Below are 24040 nucleotides of genomic sequence, written 5' to 3' on the forward strand. Positions count from 1 at the left end.
TTGATTAAATTTTTGTCATGAAAAAGGTAAATTTATTATATATCCTACTATTCCTTTCCTTCAGTGCCTGTACTGGCTGGCTGGAGGAAATTCCAAAGTCATCCATTACCGGTGATAAGCATTTTTCCACCTATAGTGGAATCCTGGACGGCCTTGCCGGCACCTATGATGGCTTAAGGTCGATTTACGGGCAACAGGAAGGTTTTATGGTCACTACTCCAGGGACGGATATTTTCACCCACGGGAGTGAGGGAGGCTCCGAAATGGATACTTATGATGCGCGTTTGAATCCGCAGATGGGGAATTTCCGACACATCTGGAATACTATGTACGATAATATTAATCATTGTAATGCGATGATTGAGCGCTCAGCTTTGTTAACTGATGCGACAGCAGAGCAGATTGAGCAAGTGCAGGCGGAAGCATATGTGATACGCGCCATGTGCTATTGGTGGCTGACCCAGCAGTACGGGGACGTGCCCTTCAGAATAACGGAAACCAAAGAGATTTCCACAGAGGCTACCCGTGAATCGGTTGAAGTGATTTTGAATCAAATGGTGAAAGACCTGGAGTGGGCGATAGGCGTTTTGCCTTCCCATTCCGCTCAGGAATTGGGGAAATTCACCAAGGGGGCTGCGCAGCATCTGTTGGCGAAGATTCATTTGATTATGGCTTATCAATATCAGCAGACGGCCTCCTATGTGGCAGCTGAGGAACTTGCAAAAGCGGTAATCAATTCGGGAGAATACCATTTAGAAGAATATGCCGCTATTTTCGATTACGATAATCAGCGCAATGGGGAGGTCGTGTTTGCCGTTCAATTTATCAATAATCCGCAGTTTAACCGTAGCGGTAACCGTGGCCATTTATACTTTACTCCGGTATATGATAAATTCCCCGGCTTGATGCGTGATTTGCATCAGGGAGGTCGTCCATGGAGTCGTTTTGCGCCCACGAAGTTTTATAGGGAATTGTTTGATGCGAATGATGCTCGTTTTGATGTCACTTTCCGTCGTATGTGGTATTATAATACCGAGGCCGGCTTGCCGGATGGGAAAGCCATCGGCGATGAGGCTGAATGGGATTATCTGGATGGAAGCACCGATGTGATAGCGCCGAATGAAGGCCTGATGCACTGGGGTATAAAAAAGCATGATGACCATACCCGTGCAAGCTTCCAGGACACGAACGGCTTCCGTGATTATTTTGTCTTCCGCCTGGGCGAAACCTATCTGATTTTGGCGGAGGCGCTTTCTGAGCAGGGGAAAACAGCTGAAGCGGCTGAAGTACTGAAACAACTGAGAGCTTTCCGTACCGTGGAGGGAGGAAGTATTCCGGAGGTGCAGGCCTGGGATATTGACCTGGATTATATTCTAGATGAAAGAGCACGTGAATTGGGTGGAGAAATGCACCGTTGGATGGACTTGGTCAGAACAGATCGTTTGATTACCAATGTGAAAAAACATAACGAAAATGCGGCGCAATTCATTCAGGATTACCACGCCCTGCGCCCGATTCCACAAACTGAAATAGATTTGGTAACCACAGAAGGTTACGAGCAAAATCCGGGTTACCCGAAAAACTAATCATGAAAAAAATTCTTTTATCTCTTGTAGTTGCCGGCTTGTTTTTTCAGGCCTGTGACTCTCAAAAGGCGAGTGTTCAGGAGCAAACCTCGCCCAAAAATGCAGAAAATAAGAAAGCCGTCGCAAAGGCTGAGGCTTTGAAAAAGTACCAGGCGGCATTCGATCGGTTAAATCAAAAACCTGTATGTGAACAGGGGCTTGATCAAGTGCGTGAAATATTCGGAAATCCGGAAGGCCGGGTGTTGGTCGCCGCCCACCGTGGAGACCATATGGAAATGCCGGAAAACTCCCTGCCTTCCTTTGAGCATTCCGTGAAATACGGCACCGACATTATTGAGTTGGATATCAGAAACTCAAAAGAAGATTCTCTGATGGTGATCCATGATGGTACCGTGAACCGAACCACCAATGGGGAGGGGAAGGTGTCAGAGATGAGCTATGAACAGTTACGCGCTTTAAAGCTGATTGATGAATTTACAGGTAAGAACACGGATTTGTATATTCCCACCCTTTATGAATCCCTGAAAGCCATGAAGGGGAAGATCGTGATTGATTTGGATATCAAATGTGATAACATTGAAGCAATTCATGCCACAGTGGGAGCTTTGGAAATGTTTGATCAGTGTTTGTTCTTCTGCGATGAAGCAGACATGGATTATGTGCTGGGCAGAACACCGGAGGCACTGGTGATGCCTCGTGCCCGTTCCATGGAAAGTCTGGAACACTTGATGGAAAAGTACAATCCGGCTATTATTCATATTGATGATTCCAATTTTGAGGTGAGTGAGGCAGTACGGTATATCAAATCTATGAGAGCGGACTGTCGGGTTTGGGCCAATGCTTTGGGCAAGTATGACCGTGCGGCTATTGAGGGGAATGATGCGGGCATTTTGAAGCTGATGGAGCAGGGGATAGATGTAGTACAAACCGACTTGCCACGTTATGTGCAGTATTTGGTATGTAAGGAAGCCTCTTATTAAAGATGAAAATTAAGCTGACTCGATTTTTATTGATCCTTTCCCTTCTTGTTTTTCAAGGGGGAAGGTTTTTTCTCAGGCGATTCAACCCATCCTGGAGAAATTTCATAAGACGGGAGAGGGGCAAGTGATGGTCATGGCGCACCGGCAGGACTGGAACCATTTTCCGGAAAATTCTCTGGAAGCCCTAGAAGGAAGCATTGCGCAGGGAGTGGACATCGTGGAAATTGATATTCGCAAAACCAAAGATGGCCAACTGATCGTGATGCATGATCATACCGTAGATCGTACCACCAATGGGCAAGGTGCAATAGCAGAGCTTGACTGGCTAGAAATTGAAAAATTACAACTTCGAGATAAGGAGGGAAATCTTACCTCCTACAAAGTACCGACCTTCAAGGAATATATGCAGGCGGCTAATGGGAAGATCATGGTAAATCTGGATATCAAGATTGACCCATTAGAAAATTTTTCTGCCATGTATCAGGTGCTGGAAGCCACTGAAACCCTGGATCAGACTTTCTGGGTCTTTGATGCGTCCTATCAGGCGGTGAAAGATACTCTGCAAAAATACCCCGGGGCCATCATGTGTCCAAAGATTGGTTCTCATCAGCAAGACCCCGTGGGGGAATACTATGCCTATGTGGACAATATGGAATTACAAACGCTTTTCTTTCGCTTCAAAACGGAGCAGGATACTTTATGGACCGTCGTGGAGGATGCTTTGAATCGGGGGATCAAAACCTATTGCCATACGCTTTGGGAAGGGAGTTCTGCTGCCGGACATTCCGATTATAAAAGCAAGGATGATCCGGATTTCAGTTGGGGTTGGCTGATCGACCAGGGCATGGAGATTATCATGACAGATGAAACGGAAGCGTTGATCAGGTATTTAGAAATAAGGAATCAATAGATGGGGATTTGATAGTTTCTGTTTGAATTGTTGGAGAAGGTGGCCTGTTGGCTGCCTTTTTTTATGAGAAAGGTTTCTTATCAGTGGAGATAACTTTTTTCGACAACCTTGAAAGCCTTTGTTGATTGTTATTGTAGGGAATTTGATACAAACAGCTGCAATAGGCTTTAAATTTGGGCTATTTTGGGGTGCTGTATTTTCTTTAGTTGTTATATTTTGAGGTTGGTTATTAATCTCTTAAGTGATGTTCTTCTGCGTTTTTCACGATATTGTAATGCATACTTTCGTTAATTGAGTTTTAATATTTTGTAGTGTAGGATAGTGGTTTTTATGTTTTATTCTTTAGGCCGGTTTTTCCGCAACTTTGTTTAATGAGCCCGGCGTGGTTTTCAATTTAGCTATGTTTAATGGCTGGGTTGAAAGTTGTTTTAGAAATCCTCATCTTCTGGTACTTTATGTATTGCTTTTTATTTATTGACCAACAAATTCAGCGCAGAAAGCTGTTTGTTGACTGAGGAGTGTTACTATAGGTTTGTGTATTTTATCTGTTTATTATTGTAATAACTGATTAATGGTTTTGATGCGAGATGCTTTTATTTTATAATTGCATGAAAATATTTTATTGTAAATAATTATTTATTTTTATGAATTTATCGCGATTGATTTTGCTGCTGTCAGTTGGTTTTTTGATCTTATTTACTGCATGTAAGCCGGATGATCCGGTTGAGGATCAGGGCTCTTCTATCGAGGATGTTATTGGGGATGGGAAGGTGGAGAGTTACAGGTTGAGTGCTGATGGTTTATCTTTGGAAATTGTTTTTGAGAATGGGCAAACGGCCACAATCAACTTTCCGGAATCCATTCAAGGAGAAGATGGGCAAGATGGAGTGGGAATTGAAGATATAACTTTTGATCCTTTAACAAATGAATTGAAGATTTTCTTAACTAATGGGGTGGAGTACATTTTCGTATTGGAAATAAATGGTGAAGGAGGGATGGATCCCATTTTTTCGGATGTGAATGGAAAATATTTTGTAAAGGACTTGAAGGTCGGGGCCCTGGACTTAGTAAATATTACCTACACTAATGATTTTCAGGTCAAGGACATTCGGAAATATGATGTAGTGGATGGTCAAAAAGTCAAATCAAGTGAAATAATAAAACAATTTAATGCTCAGGGGCAAATTAGCCAAGTTACGAATCGAGAGTTTGTGACCAAAAGTGGACCTGATTATTATAACCCGTATTATAGCGGTAGCATTAATTATTGTTGTGAAGCTTACTCTTTGGAATACCAGGGTAGCTATTATTTGAATGGGGATGTTTTGGGAATATATAGATATCAAAGTGATGATCAATTTGTGTATGCAAGTTATAATTATTATTCTTATTACTATGGTGATTATGAGGTTGATGTGATCAAAGTGTTTGAGGTGAGTGAAGATGATTATAATAATGGAGAATGGGCGGATAAAAATCAGTTTTATCTAAAAGTAGCTGAGAATTTCGGTGTGTTTTATGAAAGGGAATTGGTTGAATTCGTGAATAAGGACGGGGTTTCTTCGGTGGTTTTGGTTTATTTGGTTAGGCAAGGGGTAATTCGGGCAGAAAATCCAGAGCTTGGGAGTTTGAAGTTGGAGCAGAATTCATTTATGTCTTACCTAAGCAATGGTAAGTTAGATAAGGTTTATGCTAGTGATACGGATGATCTTGCCGACGCCAAAGAATATAGTCAGCATTTTTATAATACTGCAGGAGAATTAATCAAGGTAGAGTACTATCATAAAAATGCTCAGGGAGAGTTTGTAAAGGATCCGGCATACACCACTTTAGAATATTCAGGAGGGGTAGTTGTTGCTATGTATCGCCATGAGGGAGGGGAATCTCAAATGGAAGGCAAAGTATATTATGATGATGAGGAGGAGCGCAATCCTGTGGATATTTGGTTTTGGGAGCCAGCCAAATATGATTACGATTTCGTGTTTGATTTTGAAACTGGTGATTATGTTTGGGATAAAATTATAATTGAAGAAGCGGGTTTAAAACATCAAGTTACGGTCGAGTATAATTATGAGATGAAAAACTTTTTTGGAAATTCTATAGAAGCATTAGCTCCTGAATTGCGCGATTTTAAAATAAATAGAGCGGTAAGAAGAATTTCTGATCCAAATGGATTGAATTCAAGTACTATGGACTATCAGCATTTTAATATCGGGGGGTATCCGGAGACTGTCACTCTGCGATTGAACGAGGCAGGAGAGTTTATACTTTTTGAAGCTGCTATAGATTATCATAAAAAATAGAATTAACAATAAGTGAGGAGTTTCTCCTCACTTTTTCTTATGAAGGGCAGATTTTTATTTTTGGTTTGTTTCATGAATGTTTTTCAAACTTGGGCTCAGGTAACGCTTCACTTAATTGATGGTCAGGGTCTTGATCCGATAGATGCTTCATTGATTCTTATTAATGATCGACCTTATTTGTTGAATGAACAGGGGGCGGTAAAAGTTTTTTCTCCAAAATCAGTTGATAGTCTTTGTGTTGAAGTAAGTGGTTATCAGCCTCGATTGGTCATGCTTCCTGATGAGGGAGAAATGGTTTTAGAATTAATTCCTATTACTTATAATTTGAAGGAGTTTGTTTTGGAGGGCAATCACAATGAAGTTGTGGGGCAAGTTGAAATTTTTTCAACGGAAAGTTTGTCGAACCTTGCCCCACAATTTATGGGTGAGTTTAATATTGAAAGAAGCCTTCAAAGTCTTCCTGGGGTAATGCAAACTGGGGATCATCAGAGTGGTATGTATATTCGTGGCGGGCATAGAAGCGAAAGTATGAGTTACTTAAATGATGTGCCTTTATTGTTTACCAATCATTTTTTTGGGATTAGTGGTCCTCTGCATGCTCAAATGGTAGAGGCCGTATATTTGTATAAGGATTACTTCCCCATGGCATATGATGGTGTAAGTTCCGGATTTTTAAATATTGATACATTTCAGGCTGTTGATGACAGGCAAGAGGTTTCAGCAGGGGTGGGAATTATTTCTTCAGATATTTATTTGAAAATACCTTTGATCAATGATCGATTGAATTTAAGTGTTGGTGGGCGACGGACTTATTATGATCTAATTGCCAATTTTTATAATCAACAAAATAGCAATCATATTCATTTACCTGATTATCGATTTTATGATTTTGATATTAATCTAAGTTGGAATATTAAAACCGATCAATTTTTCCATATTAATTATTTAAATAGTCGGGATGATTTATTTGCTGATTTTGGTTCCCGAATTCTTTCTGGTCAATGGTCCGGGCACCATTTTAGTGCGCAGTGGTTGAAATCATATAGTAATCAAAGGACATTAACTTTTATCACAGGTTTTAATTTAAATAAATTTAACCACACTTTTGATTTCCTTGGAAAAGAAAGGGTGGAAATGGAGAATGGATTGGATTTTGTAAGTCATAAAATTAAGTATGAGGAGATTTTAAATCGGTTTTGGAAGTATGAAGCTGGGATTGATTTCGTAACTGAGGGAGGTGTTCAGAACCTAAAATCGACAAGCGATGAAATAGAGGATGGTGATGATGTCAGGGCCTATGAAGCATTGGGAATTAGGCTGGATGCTTATTTGGAATCTACCTTATTGATTACAAATTGGCTCAATACAGATTTGGCTTTGCGTTATGGGTGGTTTGCCACCAAAGAGAAAGCGTATAATTTACCAAGTATTAGATTTAGAACTACTTTGGATGCAAGTGACCGGATCCAGTTTTACCTTTCCTATATGCAGTCTTGGCAGCACAGGCATGTGATTCCGGGAGTAGGGATGGATTTACCGATGGATCAATGGTTTTTTTCAGATAAATTCATTAATCCGATTTTTGCTCAGCATTATAATTTTTCTTTTAAGTATCAGTGGTTGAAGTGTTTAAGGTCTTCTTTGAATTTTTTCTTTATTGATAAGCATAATATTTCGGATACTAAGTCTGGTTTGTATGCCGGAGGGATTCGATGGCAAGATGCAGTAGCCCAAGGAGATGAGGTTAATTATGGTTTAGAAAGTCAGCAGGATTTGCATATAGCGAATTTGGAATTAAAACTTAGCTACACTTATTTGTTCTCCGAAAGGAAAATTGAGGGTATTAATCAAGGGCATTCCTATAGGAATGGTTATAGTCCTCAGCATCAGTTAAATATTAATGGGCAGTATCAGTTGAATAAGAATTGGTCTTTTGGTGCCTTATGGTTCCTTTCCACTGGCCAAAAAATCACCTTGCCTGAATCATTTACGTTAATTCAGGGGCTACCGGGCGGCCACCCCTCTTATGATTTTGTTCCAATATATGGAGAAAGAAATAATTTTGATTTACCTATCTCTCATCGTCTAGATATTAGTATTGATTATTCTAAAAAGAGGAGATGGGGTGATTATACTATATCACTTAGTGTTTTTAATGTTTATAATCAGGCTAATCCATATTTCATTAATTTGGAGTTAATTACTTTTGAAGATCGACCATCAGTAGTGGGAGCAAAAACAGAAAGTTTATTACCGATAATGCCTTCTTTATCGTATCGTGTTAAATTTTGATATGGGGAAAAAATTTGTAATCATTATTTTAGTTGTTTTCTTAGGTTGTAAGCCAGTGGATAGCTGGTATATGATTCCGATCGAAGGATATGCTCCGTATTTTGTAGAAGCTTATATGGAGCATGGATCCCCATTGGAGTTTACTTTATTTGAAAGCCAGCCATTAAAAGATTCTTTATTATTAAAACCGGTCTGGAATGCGAATGCTTTATTAATGGATGAGTTGGGGAACCAATATGAGTTAGAAAATTTGTTTTATCGCAGAGGGGAAGATGGAAGGGTGGTTAATTATGTTTATGTTGATAGTATTGATTGGGAAGCTCAGGCATTTGAATTACAATTTACATTGACCGATGGGACAATTTTGGCTAGTCAAACCAGAGCAATTAAGCCCCCCGATTTGATTGCTTTTGGTAATGATGTAAGTCGGCTCTGGCTAAGCTTTAACCATCAGGATGATGATGATTATTATCGTTTGGTAACGGATTATTATATCAATGGAGAGCGTAATTATCAAAAATCTCAAACTTACGAACTGTTGAAACAAGGAGAGGAGAGTTGGACTATAGCATTTAATCATCCTACCACCATAGAATATGACTCCATGGTGGTTCATTATTATAAATATACTGAAGATGCTTATCGGTTTTTCGAGTCAGTACGAAAGGCCAAAGTAGGAATTGTTGATCCTACGAGCCCGGCAGTTCCTATTCTTTCTAATATTGAGGGAGGTTCGGGTATATTCTCCTACGTTTGGCATGATACCATCCATATTAGGCGTAATTGAGCAGAGGATTTAACCCAAATTATTCACCGCTAGATTGATGGGGGCTTAAGAGGTTTGTTTTTTAGTGTTTTATAGTTAGCTGGCTGTTTTTTTCTTCATAGCCCAAATTTGGGCGAGTTTCCTTTCTCCTCATTCATCTACTTTGTTGAAAAAACATAAAATAGGAGACTATTCCCTTTTTTCCGCCTTGCAGCTAACCGAGGGTTTAAGTATGTATGATTTGGGTTAAATCCGCCTCCACCCTGAATGGCGAGGTTTTTATTGCCAATTCACGGCTCTGTGGTATCCATAATTTTGAGCCAGTTATGATTTGCTTTATGGCAGGTCGTCATTGGTTGATGGCCTGCTTAGATCTGTTGAGGTGGCTTAATGCTGTCCCTGTACCTTATTTTTAGGTTTTTTTTTCAAGACGAGTAAAATGACCATTAGTCCTCCGCCAGCAATCGCTATTCCAGGTAGGGCGGCCATCATTGCGGTGGCTGAGAAAAATAATTCATAGGATTCCTCATTCGGGGCACCAGTAGGGTATGCCGCTGTAATTTTCCCGATGCTCAACAACCAGCTAACGCCCACTAGAAAGAAGCCTGTGATCCACCATTTTCTCCGCACGCTTTTGGGGTAATTTGTTTTTCTGAATATTAAACGGGAAACAAAGGTAAGCGCGATTCCGCCGACGATGCTGATGAGGAAAGCAAATGCGGCGATTAAAAAAGTAAATACCCCTATCATTAGCAAGTGATTAAGTATTGGAAAGAAAAATTTTGATAAAAGTATGCATTTTAAGTGAAATATTATGATTTTTTCTGTTGCTTTCTTTAGTTGTTCATGAATAGAATAACCTAATGGAGTTGGAATAATAGAGCGGCCTGCTTCGGTTTGCCTTCACCTTGAAATTCAGTATGTACCTCTGGAGTTCAGGAGAAGTGAGGGTAGGAGGCTTGCTTCGTGTAAGATGGGTTATATAGCTCAGCGGGCGATTAGCCCGGAGGGGGCAGGGATGAAGCGGGCTTGTTTGAACCACAGCGGCCCAAAAGGCCGATGGGGTGAGCCGCGCGAGCCCGGTGCTGCCGTCTAAGCGGCAGCAGTCCCCCAAAAAAATGTTGTATCATGATTTTAGTTTAGAGGCCCGATAAGGGAAAAAGAAAAAGTGGCTCCCCAAAAGGTTTCCACTTTTATTGATTTTACATTTCGTATAACAAATGGTGGGTATGCCTTTGTTTTATTGCACGGGAGGTAGTAGGCCCATCGCCTCCTCGATTTTCTCCCAGGAAATGATTTTAAAGTTTTGCGCCACAAGGCTGTCACCTTCAAAATTGAAGCCGTCTTGCACCACTAAGGCGCCTTTTGGGAAGTCCGGACCCAGGGCCACTGGGGTGACTTCCAGTCCATCCGTTTCTTCCACGCCATCCACTTTGCCGTCGACAAGCGCAAAGCTGCCCAAATAGGTTTTGCTTTCCAGCTCAAAGAGGGCATAGGAGAAATTGCCCTGTGAGCTTGCGATTAAATAGCCACCAGTGGCACCTGTTGGGTAGATGGTGATGCCTTCAATATCCGCTACAATGTTTTCATTTTCCGCTACCCGGGCAGTGGTCATCTCTTCCATGGTGGTGGCTGCTGAGGCCTTTGCGTCTACAATCCAGATGGTGCTTGCTTCCTCTCCTATATAAAGTTTGTCAGTACGGTCGTCGGCCACCATCCCTTCCGGCTGGGAAGAGACTTTCATACTTCTTACCAGACTTTGTTTGAATTTGTCCCCTTCCAGATGTAGTTCATATTGCTCAATGACACCGTTTTTCCCATTGATAAAAGCATAAAGTTGCTGGTTTTGCTGATCCTGATAAAGGCAGAATCCATAGGCGTCGTCAATGGCTTTGCTTACCAGTTGCGGGCGATCATATAAAGATATTAATTTTCCTGCTTCTAATTTCATCCAACTGATGCTGTTGTCATTTCGATTAGAAGCAGCTACGATGTCCAGGGTGTCATTTCCTATCACCACTTCCTGTCGGATGTCAACATTATTGACTTTTCCAATCGGGTATTCCCAAGAATTTCTCCTTGTAAATTAAAGACATATAGTCCTTTTTTCTTATGCGTTCCGATGATCAGGCTTTCTGATGGGTTTTGGTGATTGATCCAAATGGCCGGATCATCTGCACTGTCCATATCTGCCGGCGCATTAACAGGTGCGGTTTGATGATTCACCGGAATGCTTACCTTAATTTTTTCTTGTAATTGATAGGCCACTCGCATGCCCTCATCTGATTGACGTGGGTCTTTTGGGAGGGTGGTGGCTTGTTGATTTTCTTTTTGGTTTTTGCAAGCTGAAAAGCTCAGTAAAATCAAAAGACTTGTTAAAATGTTTTTCATAATTAATAAAAAAACAGGAGGCCTCTTCATGCCTCCTGTTGGTATTGGTTGGCTTTAATTTAATACAAATCCATTTTCAAACCGACGGAGAAACGGGTGTTATAGTATTCTTCCTGGAAGGTGAAATTCTGACTTCCCTGATAATATCTCAATGGTTGATTCAAAAGATTATTGACTTCCACAAATACACGGGCCTTTTGCGATAAATTGATATTAGCATTGGCATCTAAATAGAATACCTGATCATAATAAATGTCTTCGAATTGTTCACCACCCACCTCGTCGATAAAATCCGAAGTATAGTTAAAGGAAACGCCTAAAGAGAAATATTTTGAATCATACAATAAAGAAGCATTCATACTGTGTTCTGCGGTTCCCACTAATGGTAAAGTTTCGCCTTCGCGGTCTTCCAGATTAAAATTATTTGTTGAAGATTGGGTGAAGGTATAGTTGGCAAAAACCGACATATTATTTAAAGGAGCAGGAAGGAAATTTAGCTGACGCTGTAAGCCCAGTTCAAGACCGTAGATGTTAGCGTCTCCGGCGTTTACGGGTTGGAATACATCATGTTCAATTCCATTGAAAGTTTCCTTACTTCTTTTTGTAACGATATAATTTTTCAAATCTTTTGTGAATACCCCACCGGAAATTAAACCGATATTTTGGAAATAATATTCCAACATGAGGTCAAAGTTCATAGATGTGGTGGCTTCCAAATTGGAGTTTCCGATGGCGATCTCCTCATCACCGGTGAAAATCTGGCGGTAAGGTACCAGGTCAAAATAGTTTGGGCGCGCCAGGGAGTTGGTCCAGGCCAAACGGATATTGGCATTATTATTCGGCGAATATTTTAGATGAACCGCAGGCAGGATGTTGATGTAGTGATCAGTTTCCGTGGAGGTTGGGTCCAGCGTGCCTTCTTCATCATCGTAAATGAATCCGCTGTATTCCAGGGAAGTTTGTTCCATTCTTAAACCGAAAAGGCCGGAGAGTTTGGATCCAAATTGTTGATCCAACATGATATAGCCAGCATTGATTTGCTCTTTTGCGGAGAAGTTACCCGCCATTTCTTCTAGCTCCATTTCTCCTTCAAAGGAGCCGTTTTGGAAATTGATGTTGCCTAAATATTCCGCTGAAACGAAATTCCCCATGGCGTAAGGACCGGCTAAAAAGTTGCTTTTTGAAATGTCTTCATACTGTAGGGTATTAAAGAATACTCCTTCATCCAATGGCTCATAAGCATAGAAATCATTATTTCTACTTTTATCCTTTAATTTGATTTTACCACCAAATTTTAGTTGGTTGGAAAAGGCACCTTCGGCTTTTAAGGGTAAAAGGAAATTGATGCGCAGACTAAAATCTTCCTCTTCGGTCCTTTGGGTTTCATTCGATAAATCATCGATTTCCCAATCACTGGTGATTACCGGAAAGAAATCGGAGGGGACCGGCGTATTGGTACTCCCGTTGAACTGAATGGGGTTGCCGGGCTCTAATTCGTAAGAAATGTAGCGTTCGTTCGGGCGATTTTCTGAGGCTTTGGCATAAGTAGCCGCCCAGTCCATATGCAATTTACCGAACAGATGATCTCCGTAAAGTGCGAGGTTCCTTACACGCTGATCTTCCAGTCTTTGGTTTTTATCGTTTTGTCCCCCTTTGGTTTCTCTTTTTACGCTACCCAAAGTGTAGTCGCCGGATTCCGCATCATACTCATCCACTTTATATTGTAATTTATAACGGTTCTCCCAGTCGTTACGGTGGTTGTACATGCCCTTGAGGAATAAAGTGTGGTTCGCATTGATTTTATAATCCAAACTCAAAGAGTAAGACTGACGCAAACGCTGCAAATAATACTGACGGTTTTGGAATTCTTTCAATGAGCCATCTTCCTCCCATTCAGCTTCAAAGTTATCAGAACCCAGCATATGGTTCAATACTGAGGCAGAGGCGATCACGCCGAATTTATCATTCGCAAATCGATTACCAAGGACCAACCCGCCATTGATCATGGGCTTGTTGGCGATGAAGTTGTAGCCGGAACCTAAAGTAATGGCCGCACGCGGTGCACTAGGGGCAGAACGTGTAACTAAATTGACCGAACCGCCAATGGCATCGCCATCCATATCCGGGGTAATGGCTTTGGACACCTCAACCGCCTGTACCATATCCGAAGGGATTAAATCCAATTGTATCGAGCGGTTTTCCGCTTCCGCCGAGGGGATGCGTTCCCCATTGATGGTGACGGAGTTTAATTGGGGTGAAGTACCGCGGATATTGGCGAATCGTGCTTCGCCCTGGTCATATTGTACATAGATGCCCGGGATTCTTTTCATCGCGTCCCCGATATTGGAGTCCGGGAAGCGCCCTACCTGGTCAGCAGAAATGACATTCATAATATTCATGGCATTTTTCTGCTGGTTTAAGGCATTGATCTGCGCATTTTTATTACCGGTAATCACGACTTCGTTCAGGCTCTGGCTGGCAGATAGATTGGTTTGAAGATGAACCGTTTTCCCTTTTTCGATTTTTACAGTTTGTTTAATTATCGGATAACCGATGCTGGATATCGAAATTTCTTGTTCTCCTTCTGGTAATTTAACCAGTTTAAATTGTCCGTCAATATCAGTAGAGGTGCCAAAGGAAGTGTTTTCTATAAAAACCAGTGCGCCCGGCATGGCCAGATTTTGTTCATCCAGGATGCGTCCGGTGAGGTTGCCTTGTGCGTTTGAAATGATGGTGAATAGGAACATTCCAATTGCCAATAGTAGTAGTTTTTTCATCTTTATAGTAAGGTTTTGATGCCTCAAAGATGGTGTGGCGGGCTTGAAAATGTTTACTGATAGTGGTTAAGAATGTATGGTGTTTATGTTTTGTATAAATCACGCTTGAGACAATCTGGGGAGATGAAATGTTGTTTTTTGGATAGAATGGTCAGAAATAAAACTTAATATTAGTTTAAAATAAGATTGGGTTTGTGTGAGTGTTATCAATTAAGGTACTGATGCAGGGCTTTTAGTTTTCGCAGTTAATTTATTTCAATGTTTGTTGATTTTTGTTTATCTCGCTCTTTCTGTTATTTCGTTTTTTATTTCAATAATCATGCAGCAGATAGTCGACCTCACTAAACCGATCAAAGAGTATCCGGATGACCCATGGTTCATGAAGGTGAAGATTAAACATAAGCCTCATCATAAAGCCAAGTGGCTGATTCGGCTTTTTGGCTTGCCTTTTAAATTATTTCCCAAAAGCTTTGTAGGCTGGGCCGATGATACCATAGAAAAAATGGGGGTACATGCCACTACGCATATTGATGCGCCCTGGCATTACACGCCAAGCCTGAATGGCGAGAAAGCCAAAACCATTGAACAGATTCCTTTGGATATTTGCCATGGGGAAGGCCTGGTGATCGACATGTGCCATAAGCCAGATTTTGATCCTATTACAGCAGCGGATATTCAAAGTTTTTTGACGGAAAACGATTTGGAATTGAAGCCCGGAATGATTGTTCTGATTAAAACGGGGAGGGACAAATTGATCGGGACGAAAGATTACCCACATAGGGGTACGGGCATGTCTGCTGAAGCGACCCGATTTTTGATTGAGGCGGGCGTAAAGGTGATGGGCATTGATAGTTGGGGTTGGGATATCCCCCTAAAATATCAGATCAAAAAGGCCAAGCAGGATCAGAATGATCAGTTATTCTGGGAAGCTCATTTAGTGGGACAGCAGCAAGAATATTGGCATATGGAGCAGCTGGTGAATCTTGATGCACTCCCACTTTCTGGATTTAAGGTAGGCGTTTTTCCCTTGAAAATTGTCGGGGCTTCGGCTGCGCCGGCAAGGGTAGTGGCGTTTTTGTAGGAGGCTTAGACTGGAGGAAGGGCAGCTACTCATTTGTAAGTAGCTGCTTTGAGGTTTTAATATCCGGCGTTATAGGTGTCAATGGCCCGATCTATATTTTTATAGTTCCCGATTTGGAAGGTCCAGCCCACCGCGATCATGCCAGCACCGATAAACACACCGGCGGGAATTTTTACATCAACAGATTCTCCCTGACTCGGGACGCTACCATCCGTGGAGGTGTCCATGTTCGAAAGTCCAGAGGCAATCATGATACCAGCACCGAGGGTGTTGATCACGATTGTTGCTATATTATTGGCTTGGTATTTTTTTAGAGGTTGTAGGGCGGCGGGATCACTCTGCATTTCTTTCTTTAGGTTGGAGTAATTGGCTTTTAGTAAAGGCTCAAAACCATGATTAAAATACTTCACCTTAGTTTTATTCACCACTGTGCCTCCGGTCCACATTCCTGTGTGTGGATTGTAGTTTGGAGCTGTGTGCGCATTTACCTCCTTTGTGAAAACGTTTATTTTTCCAGATTTGGTCATTTTAAGATATCGGTGATTACCAGAATTCCCGATGAGTAATTCATTGGCGAATATTTCATTAAAATGACCATAAAATATTACCTCATTTGAACTGCGCTCTTTCCCGTCTATAAACAGTTTTCTTTTGCCCAATACGGGTTTTTCTAAAGAAATCCTATGGGCTTTGATGACTTGAAGTTCCCGATTTACCCAAAATGCCCGCATATTATCTTTTTTGTCAGGAAATGAGGGTTCTTTTTTTTCTTTCAAGCTTCGTTTTCTACTGCTGTTTAAGATATCACTTACGGAAGTGAATCGAAGATCAATGTATTCACCTTTATAAGTGATGGCAATTAGATCTTCAGTGGAAATAAATAACTCCTCATCCGCTTTTTGAATTAGGATTTCTTCAATTTGAATAGATAAAATTGAGTTATGCCCGAAACTGGTGTTTGGGGGTTGAAAAATAGCGGCAAAATTGGTTGATTTAAATGCGAATAAAAAACTAACCAAAAATTTGCCACCATGAGCGAAATTAATCAAATCCCACCTATTACAGAAGCAACTCACGATCTATTAACTGAAACTATTCGAGCGGGAGCCAAAGAAATCATACGCCTTGCGGTTGAGGCGGAGTTGGAGGAATATTTAAAGCAATTCCGCGACCTTAAAACTGATGATGGAAAAGCCGCAGTAGTCCGAAACGGTCATTTGCCGGAACGAGAAGTTCAGACAGGTATTGGCCCGGTAACGGTCAGAGTTCCAAAGATTCGTTCCAAAACAGGAGCCCCGGTTTCATTCCAATCGGTTCTGGTTCCGCCATATGTTCGAAAATCGAAATCACTGGAGGCTGCGATACCCTGGCTTTACCTCAAGGGTATTTCAACGGGAGAAATGAATGATGCCTTAGAGGCCCTCTTAGGCCCCGGAGCCAGCGGTTTGTCTTCTAGCACTATTTCCCGTTTAAAAACAGAGTGGGGCAAGGAATACGATGTCTGGCGAAAAGCCTCTTTAGAAGATAGAGAGTGGGCTTACATTTGGGTTGATGGCATCTACAGTGGCCTGAGGAAAGAAGATGATAAACTTTGTGCGTTGGTCGTTATTGGAGTTGACGGTCAGGGAAGGAAGCATTTTTTAGCCATAGAAGATGGGGTCAGGGAGTCTAAACAAAGCTGGAAAGAGGTATTACTCGAATTGAAGCACCGCGGTATGAATGCTCCTAAACTAGCGGTTGGCGATGGTGCTCTGGGCTTTTGGGCAGCACTGGAGGAAGAATTCCCTAAAACAAAGGCGCAACGCTGCTGGATGCATAAAACCGGCAATGTTTTGAATTGCTTACCCAAATCGGCTCAACAAAAGGCTAAGGACAAAATCCATCAAATATGGATGGCCGAAACCAAAGACGAAGCAGATAAAGCATTCAACTTATTCATAGACACTTATGAAGCAAAGTATCCAAAAGCTACAATTTGTTTACAAAAAGACCGTGATGAATTGCTGAATTTTTACGACTTTCCCGCCGAACATTGGCAAAGCATCCGAACCACGAACCCGATAGAGTCCGCTTTTGGGACGATCAGACATCGTACGAAGCGATCAAAGGGTTGCCTGGATCGGGACGGAATGCTCCATATGATATTCAAACTCGGCATGTGTGCGGAGAAAAACTGGAATCGAATACGGGGCTATAAAACCATTGAAAAAGTAATCAGAGAAGTTAAATTTAAAGACGGCGAAGAGATCAAACAAGCCGCTTAACTTCGACCTCCTGAACACCACTTTTGGGCATAGCTCATAAAATTTTGCAGGATATACTTTCTTCATTGAAAAAGAATAGCTTGTCTTGAGAAAAGCCGGATTGAGCAATGAATGAAAGCAATAATAGGATAGCGGTTTTTAGCTTCAAGGTGATTAGTGTAAGTAGGTTGAGTCTAAATATCTATATAAATTATAGTGAATAAAATATATTTTTTTATTAAAAATGTTTAAATATCAATTATTCAAGAGAATAAAAACATCCTTCGGGTGTCGGAGGAAGTAGATGTGCCTGTTTTATCTTAAATTTTTTCCATTCCAAAAATCTTTTTCCTTTGCCCCGAAATTAAAATAATACAATCGCAGAAATAGGACAGGATATTCAGCAGGCTAAGGCATTATTAGAAGCGGGGGAGTTAGTGGCAATCCCCACGGAGACCATGTATGGGCTCGCAGCTAATGGTTTAAATGCGAAAGCATATAAAAGTGAAGATTTAATATAAGGCTCATTGTAAAGCCAAATGGCTAATTCGACTTTTCTGCTTCCCCTTTAAATTATTCCCCCAAAACCAGAAGGGTGGAGGAGATGATACCATTGAAAATTGCGAGTGGCTTCAGCCGTTCCGGTAATGGCATTGGCGTTTTTGAAATTGCTATAAAATGAAAAGACCGTTATTGATTTGAAATTAGCGGTCACTGAGAATTTAATAGCCGGCGTTATAAGTATCAACCGCTTTATCAATATTTTTGGAATTCCCGATTTGGAAGGTCCAGCCCACCGCGATCAAACCAGCACCGATAAACACACCTGCCGGAATTTTTACATCAACAGATTCACCTTGACTTGGGGTCCCTCCATTTGAGGAGGTGCCCGTGTCTGAGAGAAAGGAGGCGAGCATTACTCCGGCCCCAAGGGTATTGATCAGAATGGTTAGCGTATTATTGGAGCGGTATTTTTTTAGGTGGCCTAAGGCTTCGGGGTCATCTTCCATTACGCTTAGGAGGTTGATCGATTTGACGGGCTGTATAGGCCCAAGCCCCTGATTAAAGTATTGTACTTTCCTCCGACCCATGTACATCGTTCCTCCTCCCATCATTTGACCGTTGGGTCCCATGGTTGGGGCTGAAGGAGCATAGTCGGCTACTTCCTTTTCAAAAATATTGATTTTACCGAGTTTCACCAATTCCAAGTACCGGTGTTGAGCCCGGCTACCTGTAAGAGATTCGTTGGCATATATTTGATTGTACTCCCCATAAAATAATACCTCGTCGGAATCCAGGCGATTGCCATCGATATACAGTTTATTTCGGCCAATTAATGGATCTTTAAATTCTATTCTTTCTGCAGGAATGATCTGTCGGTTACGGTTTACCCAGAAAGCAGGATATTGGCGCATTGCCGTTTTTAATGGATTATCAACTTGACTGGATTTTTTGTAGACTTCCAATTCCATCATGATTTCCTGTACAGATGCAGACTGTAAGTCAAAGAGCTTGCCTTTGTATAAAAAGGAATTGAGGTTCTGTAGAGGGGCTACGGTTTCTTGTCCCCTGGCTATTAGGTGAATGGTGTCTTGGTCAATTTTGATGATTTCACAGTTTAAGGTATGTCCGGTCTTGGAATATAGGACATCCTGCGCCATTAATGAAGTTGTAAGAAATAACAAGAGCGCTAAGAAAAAAATAAATGGACGGTTCATCGCTATAGCTATAAGTAGGTAAGGCCGCAATATAAGATTTTTTAATAGTTGAATAAATATATTTTTTTATTAAAAATGTTTAAATATCAATTATTCATGTGAATAAAAATATCCTCCGGGTGGCGGCGGAAGCAGATGTGTCTGTTTTATCTTAAATTTTTTCCATTCCAAAAAACTTTTACCTTTGCCCCGAAATTAAAATAATACAATGGCAGAAATAGGACAGGACATTCAGCAGGCTAAGGCATTATTGGAAGCAGGGGAGTTAGTGGCAATCCCCACAGAGACCGTATATGGGCTCGCAGCCAATGGTTTAAATGCAAAGGCCGCCGCAAAGATTTTTGAAGCCAAGAATCGTCCCTCCTTCGATCCATTGATTTGCCACACCAACTCCATGGAAAAGGTGGAAAGTTTCACTACTAACATTCCAAAGAAAGCTTACGCCCTGGCGGAAAAATTTTGGCCGGGTCCTATGACCATGCTTTTGGATCGAGCGCCGGTGGTTCCGGATCTTACTGTGAGCGGACTCGGAAGAGTAGGGGTGCGTATTCCCGATCATGAATTGACCCTGAGTCTTTTAGAACAGTTGGATTTTCCATTGGCAGCGCCTTCGGCCAATCCTTTTGGTTACATCTCCCCAACCACTGCCGCTCATGTCAATGATCAATTAGGGGAAAAAATAAATTATATCATTGACGGAGGTCATAGTGAAGTCGGGATTGAATCCACTATTATTGGGTTCGAAAACGATGAGGCGATCATTTACCGCCTTGGAGGTTTGTCTGTAGAGGAAATTGAGGATGTTGTTGGTCCGGTAAAGATCAATGCTCATAGTTCTTCCAATCCGGCAGCCCCTGGCATGTTGAAGAGTCATTATGCTCCTTCCTGTCCTGTAATTTTAGGGGAGGAATTGAAAGCGATGGCCCAGCAATATGCAGGTAAAAAAGTGGGTGTTTTGGGCTTTGATTATGGTCTGGAAAATATCCCTGCAGAGGATCAATTCGTGCTTTCGGTCAGAGGTGATCTGAATGAAGCCGCCACCCGTCTGTTTATGGGTTTACGCTATCTGGATGGTCAAAATCTGGATTTAATAATTACGACTTTGGTGCCTGATGAAGGCTTAGGACGGGGTATTAACGACCGTCTGAAGCGTTCGGCAGCCAAAGGATAAATAAGGAAACATAAATCGGTGCTCACTGTGAGTACCAAATTTGAAAATAACACTATGAAAACAGTAGACAATTTCAACTTCGCTGGCAAAAAAGCCGTTGTTCGTGTTGACTTGAACGTTCCATTGAACGAAGATTTAACTGTACGTGATTACACTCGTATCAACGCTGTAGTTCCTACCGTACAAAAAATCGTTAAAGATGGCGGTTCTGCGATCTTGATGTCCCATATGGGTCGTCCAAAAGATGGTTTCGAAGATAAATTTTCTTTGAAGCACATCGTTGCTGACTTGTCTGAGAAATTGGGTATCGATGTAAAATTCGGTGGTGACTGTATCGGTGCTGAAGCTGATGAAATGGCAGCTAACCTACAAGCAGGTGAAGTAATGTTGTTGGATAACCTTCGTTTCTACAAAGAAGAGAAAAAAGGTGACGAAGCATTTGCTCAGAAATTGGCATCTCGTGGTGATGTATGGGTGATGGATGCCTTCGGTACTGCGCACCGTGCGCACGCTTCTACTGCTGTTATTGCTAAATTCGTTGCGGATAAAGTAGCGGGTTACACTATGGGTCGTGAGATCGAAGCTTCTCGCAAAATCTTGGAAGAAGGAGAGAAGCCTGTAACTGCGATCATGGGTGGTGCGAAGGTTTCTGATAAAATCTTGATCATCGAAAAAATGATCGACGTTTGTGATAACATCATCGTTGGTGGTGGTATGGCTTACACTTTCTTCAAAGCAATGGGTGGAACTATCGGTTCTTCACTATGCGAGGAAGATAAATTAGAATTGGCATTGAGCCTGATCGAAAAAGCAAAAGCTAAAGGTGTGAAAATGTTGTTGCCAGTAGATTCATTGGCGAACACTGGTTTCTCTAACGATGGCGTTTGTATCGAAGTAGACAATATGGCGATTCCTGATGGTCACATGGGATTGGATATCGGTCCTAAGGCAGCAGTTGAATTCGCTGACGTAGTAAAAGCTTCTAAAACTGTTCTTTGGAATGGCCCAATGGGTGTTTCTGAGTTCGATAACTTCGCTAAAGGTACTGTAGCAATCGCTAACGCTGTTGCTGAAGCTACTGAGGCAGGTGCTTTCTCTTTGATCGGTGGTGGTGACTCTGCAGCTGCAGTGAACACACTAGGTTTCGGAGACCGCGTTTCTTACATCTCTACTGGTGGTGGTGCAATGTTGGAAATGATGGAAGGTAAAGTATTGCCGGGTATCGCTGCTTTGGAAGACTAATTCAAGCACAAACAGTAGAAATCTTCGGATTTCGATATGAATATAAGACAGCAGGGTGGTCACTCTGCTGTTTTTTTTTGACTTTTTTTAAATCCAATTTTTCAACAATAGTTCTGGTAGTTTGGTATAAATGATTTTTTATCATTTTGTTCCGACTGGCTTGGCTGTTTTTCAGTAACCCAAAATTGGGTAAGCTTGGCTTCTCCTTATTCACCTGCTTCCTCAGAGAAACTCGAAATAGGAAACTATTCCTTCATTTTTTCCTCCTTACAGCTATACGAGGATTTAAGTATAAATAATCCGGCTTAGTTAATGGGGAAGCTGGTGGAGTCGGACGATCTTTGTTTCGCTGACAAGGCGCCGGAAGCTTTTGATAAAAATGGACTTTTGGGGGGATGTTTTTGCCCAATCAGGGATGTGCATTTGATAGTGTGCGTTCTGATTACGCTGAGATTAAAAGGAATAAAAAAAGCCTTCTTTATCGGAAGGCCTTTAGAGGGTGTTTAATAGCTCACCTCCGGCTGCAAATTAGAATTATTGGAAGTGGTTTTGTGTAATTTTTCAACAATAGCGATGCTATTCTCTCAAAATAATTCTATACCGCTTCTGAATATTTCAGAATTTCCCTTCGAATTTTGGTTTTTAAACACGCTATTGTGTTCACTATTAAAATTCCAGGCACATTAAGGTTTTCATGGCTTCAAGCGAAGCGATGTAAGTATCATAATCCATACCTTCAGCTTCTAGTTGTGCTTCAAATTCAGGACAGCTTCTTAAGTTCTTAGTGATAGAAACCATTTCCGTGATTTCATCACATCCGAAATCTTCTGAATCTATCATTTCTTCTGCTAAAGCTTCTAATTTGGCCATTGAGGCATCGCATGAAACTTCCTCTTCTTTGTCTTTGCTACAGGAAGTGAATAATACAGCTGCTGAGAATGCAGCCAATAGCATCATCTTTTTCATTGTCATTAAAAATAGGTTGCTGATTAAAAAAATCTATACGAAAATAGGAAGTGAAAATAAAAATTCAAATTTTATATATAAATAGTTATAAAGCTAATATTGATCTTTCTGTGTATTAGGTTGTTATCAGGGAGATGGTCTGGGGTGTTTGGTGGCTAATTAATTTATCTTGAAGGGTTCTTTTCAAGCGTTTTTAGAAATTGGATTGAAGCCACTCCGGCTTATTATTGTTCCTTAGAATTTTGTGTTTTGAGAAGGAATAAACTGATTATATGCAATATAAAATCCATATACCAAAAGCCTGCGCTGAAAAATGGGAACAAATGACGCCCACAGAAAAGGGGAGGTACTGTAAAAAGTGCCAAAAGGAAATTTATGACTTTACGCATTTGTCGAACCGGCAATTGATGGAGAAGCTGGAAAATGGAGCCTCCCTTTGTGCGAAATACCGTCTTGATCAGCTGGGTGTGGATTTGAAATCCCGAGTAAATTTCGGCTATCGGCCTTAATGTTAAGCCTTATGGGCTTTTTGAGTTTGAGGCCTTCTGTCACAGCAACTACAAATGTGCATATTCCCACAAGTGAACGGGCGGAGTTTAACCCGGATTATTCAGGCATAAATCCTCGTTTAGCTGTAAGGCGGAAAAAATAAAGGAATAGTTTCTTATTTCAAGTTTTTTCCAACGAAACAGATGAATGAGGAGAAAGCAAGTTTGCCCAAATTTGGGCTATTATAAATTAAAGAAAACAAACATTAAAGAGCTGAAAATAAGTCGCTTGCACTTAGTTAATAAATTTAGCGGTGAATTATTCGGGTTAAGCAGGTGCAATCCGGCAAAAAGCCGAAACAGCAGGAAAAAGTTTTGGTCAGGGGAGTGGTTAGTGATGCTGAGGGAGCGCTGTATGGAGTGAATATTCACCAGAAAGGAGCATCTGTGGGAGTTTTTTCAGATCGTGAGGGGGAATTTGAAATAGAGTTGATTATAGGGGGCGAGCACATAAATGTGCTGGAGTTTAGCTTTGTGGGGTACAAAAATGTGGAACTGAGAATAAAGTCCCACACTACAAAGGTTGAAGTGCTCCTGGAACCCGAGATTTGCGTGTTGGGAGAAGTAGAAGTAATCACTGGAAAGCGAAATGTTTTTCAACGTTTCGGTAACTTGTTTAGAAGAAGATAGAAAGTCTTCAGAAGAAAAAATAAGGCTAAAAAAAGTCGACCATTATGGTAGACCTCCATCATTTGGGTTAATATTAAAAGCTATATATGAGGACTATTCCTGTGTTTGATGGGCTCAATAAGATTATGGGAGAGGAGTCATACTTCATAGGTCCGTCAAATGCTTTCTTTCTTCCAAAAGAAATCTATTGGAATCTGACGGGAACTTTGTCACCGTTATCGGTTTCCGATTTATTGTCTTTGGATGTCCCTACCATTGGTTATGTGTCTGTTAAATAGAGGTTAGTTGGCTTGTGGTGGTTTCGAAATGGGATATGTATTTTGTTTTGGTAATATATTGCCATATCAAGAACTGTTTTTTTGCTATTGAATGAAGCGTAGAAAAATGATAGTATTGGGCTTTTAATTAAGCTATGAAGACCCAACATCAACAACAA

General features: G+C 41.2%; 19 protein-coding genes and 1 pseudogene. 14 read left to right on the plus strand and 6 right to left on the minus strand.

Going from position 1 to position 24040, the window contains the following annotated elements:
- Positions 1–17 precede the first annotated feature (17 nt).
- From NG22_RS03770 to NG22_RS03795, 6 genes are all read left to right on the plus strand, one after another.
- On the plus strand, positions 18–1586 hold the full coding sequence (locus NG22_RS03770) for a RagB/SusD family nutrient uptake outer membrane protein (RefSeq protein WP_053404485.1): 1569 nt from the start codon (positions 18–20) through the stop codon (positions 1584–1586).
- A gap of 2 nt (positions 1587–1588) precedes the next feature.
- A complete protein-coding gene (locus tag NG22_RS03775) occupies positions 1589–2566 on the plus strand; it encodes a glycerophosphodiester phosphodiesterase family protein (RefSeq protein WP_053404486.1) in 978 nt (325 codons plus the stop codon).
- Positions 2567–2699: 133 nt separating this feature from the next.
- The gene (locus NG22_RS03780; protein WP_172674313.1) at positions 2700–3476 is read left to right on the plus strand and encodes a glycerophosphodiester phosphodiesterase family protein; all 777 of its coding nucleotides are present in this window, start codon (positions 2700–2702) and stop codon (positions 3474–3476) included.
- Between the two features lie 644 nt (positions 3477–4120).
- Complete coding sequence (locus NG22_RS03785) at positions 4121–5779, plus strand: hypothetical protein (RefSeq protein WP_053404488.1); 1659 nt, start codon at positions 4121–4123, stop codon at positions 5777–5779.
- Positions 5780–5851: 72 nt separating this feature from the next.
- Complete coding sequence (locus tag NG22_RS03790; RefSeq protein WP_157600851.1) at positions 5852–8071, plus strand: hypothetical protein; 2220 nt, start codon at positions 5852–5854, stop codon at positions 8069–8071.
- Between the two features lies 1 nt (position 8072).
- Entirely contained in the window at positions 8073–8858 is a 786-nt protein-coding gene (locus NG22_RS03795) for a DUF4249 family protein (RefSeq protein WP_053404490.1), read from the plus strand.
- Between the two features lie 366 nt (positions 8859–9224).
- Here NG22_RS03795 and NG22_RS03800 read toward each other — a convergent pair whose 3' ends face one another.
- The 3 genes and pseudogenes from NG22_RS03800 to NG22_RS03815 form a co-directional block, all read right to left on the minus strand.
- Positions 9225–9587: a hypothetical protein gene (locus tag NG22_RS03800; RefSeq protein ID WP_053404491.1), complete on the minus strand. Its 363-nt coding sequence runs from the start codon at positions 9585–9587 to the stop codon at positions 9225–9227.
- 490 nt (positions 9588–10077) lie between these two features.
- A pseudogene (locus NG22_RS03805) lies at positions 10078–11258 on the minus strand (phytase).
- A 29-nt stretch (positions 11259–11287) separates the two neighbouring features.
- Complete coding sequence (locus tag NG22_RS03815; RefSeq protein ID WP_072159024.1) at positions 11288–14005, minus strand: TonB-dependent receptor; 2718 nt, start codon at positions 14003–14005, stop codon at positions 11288–11290.
- Between the two features lie 319 nt (positions 14006–14324).
- Between NG22_RS03815 and NG22_RS03820 the strand changes: the two genes are divergently transcribed.
- A complete protein-coding gene (locus NG22_RS03820) occupies positions 14325–15086 on the plus strand; it encodes a cyclase family protein (RefSeq protein WP_053404495.1) in 762 nt (253 codons plus the stop codon).
- Positions 15087–15142: 56 nt separating this feature from the next.
- Here NG22_RS03820 and NG22_RS03825 read toward each other — a convergent pair whose 3' ends face one another.
- A complete protein-coding gene (locus tag NG22_RS03825; RefSeq protein ID WP_157600852.1) occupies positions 15143–15817 on the minus strand; it encodes a hypothetical protein in 675 nt (224 codons plus the stop codon).
- A gap of 300 nt (positions 15818–16117) precedes the next feature.
- Here NG22_RS03825 and NG22_RS03830 point away from each other — a divergent pair, with 300 nt between their 5' ends.
- Positions 16118–17350, plus strand: coding sequence for an IS256 family transposase (locus NG22_RS03830; RefSeq protein WP_053404287.1), 1233 nt, complete (start codon positions 16118–16120; stop codon positions 17348–17350).
- Positions 17351–17727: 377 nt separating this feature from the next.
- A complete protein-coding gene (locus NG22_RS17330; protein WP_367379240.1) occupies positions 17728–17850 on the plus strand; it encodes a Sua5/YciO/YrdC/YwlC family protein in 123 nt (40 codons plus the stop codon).
- A gap of 201 nt (positions 17851–18051) precedes the next feature.
- Here the strand turns inward: NG22_RS17330 and NG22_RS03835 are convergent, their stop codons facing one another.
- Positions 18052–18990: a hypothetical protein gene (locus tag NG22_RS03835; RefSeq protein ID WP_053404497.1), complete on the minus strand. Its 939-nt coding sequence runs from the start codon at positions 18988–18990 to the stop codon at positions 18052–18054.
- A gap of 265 nt (positions 18991–19255) precedes the next feature.
- Here NG22_RS03835 and NG22_RS03840 point away from each other — a divergent pair, with 265 nt between their 5' ends.
- Together NG22_RS03840 and pgk are read left to right on the plus strand one after the other, a co-directional pair.
- The gene (locus NG22_RS03840) at positions 19256–20218 is read left to right on the plus strand and encodes an L-threonylcarbamoyladenylate synthase (RefSeq protein WP_053404498.1); all 963 of its coding nucleotides are present in this window, start codon (positions 19256–19258) and stop codon (positions 20216–20218) included.
- Between the two features lie 54 nt (positions 20219–20272).
- Entirely contained in the window at positions 20273–21460 is a 1188-nt protein-coding gene (pgk, locus tag NG22_RS03845) for a phosphoglycerate kinase (protein WP_053404499.1), read from the plus strand.
- Between the two features lie 666 nt (positions 21461–22126).
- Here pgk and NG22_RS03860 read toward each other — a convergent pair.
- Positions 22127–22432, minus strand: coding sequence for a hypothetical protein (locus NG22_RS03860; RefSeq protein ID WP_216597589.1), 306 nt, complete (start codon positions 22430–22432; stop codon positions 22127–22129).
- 266 nt (positions 22433–22698) lie between these two features.
- On the opposite strand from NG22_RS03860, the gene NG22_RS03865 reads away from it, so the two are divergent.
- The 3 genes from NG22_RS03865 to NG22_RS03875 all read left to right on the plus strand — a co-directional run bounded on the left by NG22_RS03865 (position 22699) and on the right by NG22_RS03875 (position 23882).
- Complete coding sequence (locus NG22_RS03865; RefSeq protein ID WP_053404503.1) at positions 22699–22935, plus strand: hypothetical protein; 237 nt, start codon at positions 22699–22701, stop codon at positions 22933–22935.
- A 315-nt stretch (positions 22936–23250) separates the two neighbouring features.
- The gene (locus NG22_RS03870; RefSeq protein ID WP_053404504.1) at positions 23251–23604 is read left to right on the plus strand and encodes a carboxypeptidase-like regulatory domain-containing protein; all 354 of its coding nucleotides are present in this window, start codon (positions 23251–23253) and stop codon (positions 23602–23604) included.
- 86 nt (positions 23605–23690) lie between these two features.
- Complete coding sequence (locus NG22_RS03875) at positions 23691–23882, plus strand: hypothetical protein (protein ID WP_053404505.1); 192 nt, start codon at positions 23691–23693, stop codon at positions 23880–23882.
- Positions 23883–24040: the final 158 nt, after the last annotated feature.

This window comes from Persicobacter sp. CCB-QB2, from assembly GCF_001274635.1.
Classification (GTDB): Bacteria; Bacteroidota; Bacteroidia; order Cytophagales; family Cyclobacteriaceae; genus Persicobacter; species Persicobacter diffluens.

Coding starts and splice junctions, on each gene's coding strand:
- NG22_RS03770 (WP_053404485.1), top strand. CDS start 18: ATGAAAAAGGTAAATTTATTATATATCCTACTATTCCTTTCCTTCAGT.
- NG22_RS03775 (WP_053404486.1), top strand. CDS start 1,589: ATGAAAAAAATTCTTTTATCTCTTGTAGTTGCCGGCTTGTTTTTTCAG.
- NG22_RS03780 (WP_172674313.1), top strand. CDS start 2,700: ATGGCGCACCGGCAGGACTGGAACCATTTTCCGGAAAATTCTCTGGAA.
- NG22_RS03785 (WP_053404488.1), top strand. CDS start 4,121: ATGAATTTATCGCGATTGATTTTGCTGCTGTCAGTTGGTTTTTTGATC.
- NG22_RS03790 (WP_157600851.1), top strand. CDS start 5,852: ATGAATGTTTTTCAAACTTGGGCTCAGGTAACGCTTCACTTAATTGAT.
- NG22_RS03795 (WP_053404490.1), top strand. CDS start 8,073: ATGGGGAAAAAATTTGTAATCATTATTTTAGTTGTTTTCTTAGGTTGT.
- NG22_RS03800 (WP_053404491.1), bottom strand. CDS start 9,587: ATGATAGGGGTATTTACTTTTTTAATCGCCGCATTTGCTTTCCTCATC.
- NG22_RS03815 (WP_072159024.1), bottom strand. CDS start 14,005: ATGAAAAAACTACTACTATTGGCAATTGGAATGTTCCTATTCACCATC.
- NG22_RS03820 (WP_053404495.1), top strand. CDS start 14,325: ATGCAGCAGATAGTCGACCTCACTAAACCGATCAAAGAGTATCCGGAT.
- NG22_RS03825 (WP_157600852.1), bottom strand. CDS start 15,817: ATGCGGGCATTTTGGGTAAATCGGGAACTTCAAGTCATCAAAGCCCAT.
- NG22_RS03830 (WP_053404287.1), top strand. CDS start 16,118: ATGAGCGAAATTAATCAAATCCCACCTATTACAGAAGCAACTCACGAT.
- NG22_RS03835 (WP_053404497.1), bottom strand. CDS start 18,990: ATGGCGCAGGATGTCCTATATTCCAAGACCGGACATACCTTAAACTGT.
- NG22_RS03840 (WP_053404498.1), top strand. CDS start 19,256: ATGGCAGAAATAGGACAGGACATTCAGCAGGCTAAGGCATTATTGGAA.
- pgk (WP_053404499.1), top strand. CDS start 20,273: ATGAAAACAGTAGACAATTTCAACTTCGCTGGCAAAAAAGCCGTTGTT.
- NG22_RS03860 (WP_216597589.1), bottom strand. CDS start 22,432: ATGACAATGAAAAAGATGATGCTATTGGCTGCATTCTCAGCAGCTGTA.
- NG22_RS03865 (WP_053404503.1), top strand. CDS start 22,699: ATGCAATATAAAATCCATATACCAAAAGCCTGCGCTGAAAAATGGGAA.
- NG22_RS03875 (WP_053404505.1), top strand. CDS start 23,691: ATGAGGACTATTCCTGTGTTTGATGGGCTCAATAAGATTATGGGAGAG.